Origin of the sequence: Chromohalobacter sp. HP20-39 (assembly GCF_033052815.1) — a bacterium.
In the GTDB taxonomy this organism is placed as follows: domain Bacteria; phylum Pseudomonadota; class Gammaproteobacteria; order Pseudomonadales; family Halomonadaceae; genus Chromohalobacter.
Window position 1 is genome coordinate 1 of sequence record NZ_JAWHTP010000060.1, and the last position, 694, is coordinate 694.

General features: G+C 60.7%; 2 protein-coding genes. Both read right to left on the minus strand.

What is annotated here, in order from left to right; genetic code table 11:
• Positions 1 to 219 (minus strand): hypothetical protein (locus RVY79_RS16860; RefSeq protein WP_317465624.1); only part of this gene is annotated, 219 nt, incomplete at its 3' end.
• 143 nt (positions 220 to 362) lie between these two features.
• The coding region (locus tag RVY79_RS16865) for a VWA-like domain-containing protein (protein ID WP_317465625.1) at positions 363 to 694 on the minus strand (332 nt) is incomplete at its 5' end.

The following is a 694-nucleotide window of genomic DNA, read 5'->3' on the forward strand; positions in this document are numbered from 1 at the left end:
CGCGCCGTGCTGCAGTTCGAAGATCACTGATCCCTGTCGATACTGCACCGGCTGGCCATCGCGGCCACCGGCCGCGCCGATCAGTGCGGATTCGAACCAGTCGTCAAACCCGAGATCCGTACCACCCTCTTCTACAGCCTGTTTCCAGCGGCCAATCCACCCGAGGTCGGCCGCGCGAGGAAGAGACTCGATGTCGATCGGCTCTTCTTTGTCCATCATGATGTTGCTCCTCCGGGCACAGGACTAGATATGTCGAGTGCCACAAAAATTTTGATCGATTTCGGCACGCGGTCAAATTGGGCGGAACACCCACCAACCGATGCCGGAGCAAAGAAATGCCCCGGGATGGCCCGGGGCAATGGTCAGACGATGACCTCGATGCAATCGCCGAATGGCGGGGTATGGATTCTGCGCAACGGTGTGGTTGAGGCCCACAGCACCGGATACTCCGGCGGCACTTCGGGGAACGTGCCATACATGTCCGTCAGATAGGCGAGAAACGCCGGCCGAAAGCCCTGTTCCTCCACCCACTCGAACGGCGGTGCGAAGCAGGTACCGCCGCCGCCTTTCACAGGCGCCAGTTCAAGCGCATCACCGGGCTCGAACACCTGCACCTGCGTGACACGCGCGTCACAGTCGATGACGATCAGCCGCGATGGCTTCACTTCCTCGAAAACGCGGTTGATCTCGGATG